This is a genomic window from Streptomyces sp. NTH33, assembly GCF_003236365.1.
Lineage (GTDB): Bacteria > Actinomycetota > Actinomycetes > Streptomycetales > Streptomycetaceae > Streptomyces.
The window spans coordinates 1-1,066 of record NZ_POTZ01000948.1; the positions used below are offsets into that span (position 1 = coordinate 1).

The 1,066-nt window shown below is 77.8% G+C and carries 1 protein-coding gene; it reads left to right on the forward strand.

Translation table 11 applies throughout. The features are described 5' to 3' along the window. Positions 1-1,034: condensation domain-containing protein (locus tag C1I97_RS37730; protein WP_258382940.1), on the forward strand; the 1,034-nt coding region annotated here is incomplete at its 5' end. Between the last annotated feature and the right edge of the window lie 32 nt (positions 1,035-1,066).

Consider the following 1,066-nt stretch of genomic DNA (forward strand, 5'->3'; position numbering starts at 1 on the left):
CCCCCGGAACCGACCTGTCCGCCCTGCGCCCCGCCGTGGACGCCCTCGTCCGCCACCACCCGGCCCTGCGCACCCGCTTCCGCCGCACCGACGACGGCCGGCGCCAGGAAGTCCTGCCGGACGTCCCCGACGGCATCCTCACCCACCACGACGTGGCCGGCCTGGACGGCCCCGCGCTGGAGGCCGAGGTGCGGCGCGCGGCGGACGCCGCCCGGGACTCCCTCGACCCGGCCGCGGGCCGGGTGGTGCGCGTCCTGCTCTTCGACCACGGCCCGGACCTGCCCGCGCAACTCCTGTTCACCGTCCACCACCTGGTCGTCGACGGCGTCTCCTGGCGGATCCTGCTGGCCGACCTGGAGACCGCCCACCGCTGCGCCGCCGACGGACGGCCCGTCGACCTGCCCCCGGCCACCACCGCGTACGGGCACTGGGCGGCCCGGCTTCAGGCGCACACCCGCTCCGGCGCCCTGGACGGCGACCTCGCCCACTGGGAGCGCACCGCGGCGGCCCCCGCCGGCCTGCCCGCGGGCCGGCCCGGCCCGAACACCCACGGCACCGCCGCCACGGTCACCGTGGAGCTGGAGCCGGAGACGACCGAGGCCCTGCTGCGCCGGGTCCCGGAGGTCTACCGCACCCAGGTCAACGACGTCCTGCTCAGCGCCCTCGGCCGCACCCTGGCCCGCTGGTGCGGGCGCGACACCGTGCTGGTCGGCGTGGAGGGCCACGGCCGCGAGGACCTCTTCGACGACGTGGACCTCTCCCGGACGGTCGGCTGGTTCACCGCCGAGTTCCCCCTCGCGCTGACGGTCGCCCCCGACGCCGGCTGGCACGACATCCTGCGCTCGGTGAAGGAGCAGCTGCGCGCGGTGCCCCTGCACGGCCTGAGCCACGGCGCGCTGCGCCACCTGCTGCCCGACAGCCCGCTGACCGGCGCCCCCGCGCCGCAGGTCGGCTTCAACTACCACGGCCAGTGGGACGCCGACGGCGGCGGGAGCGGCCTCTACGGCGCCGCCCTGCCCCCGGCCGGCGGGTAGGTCCAGCCGAGTTCGAGGCGGCCGTCCTGGAC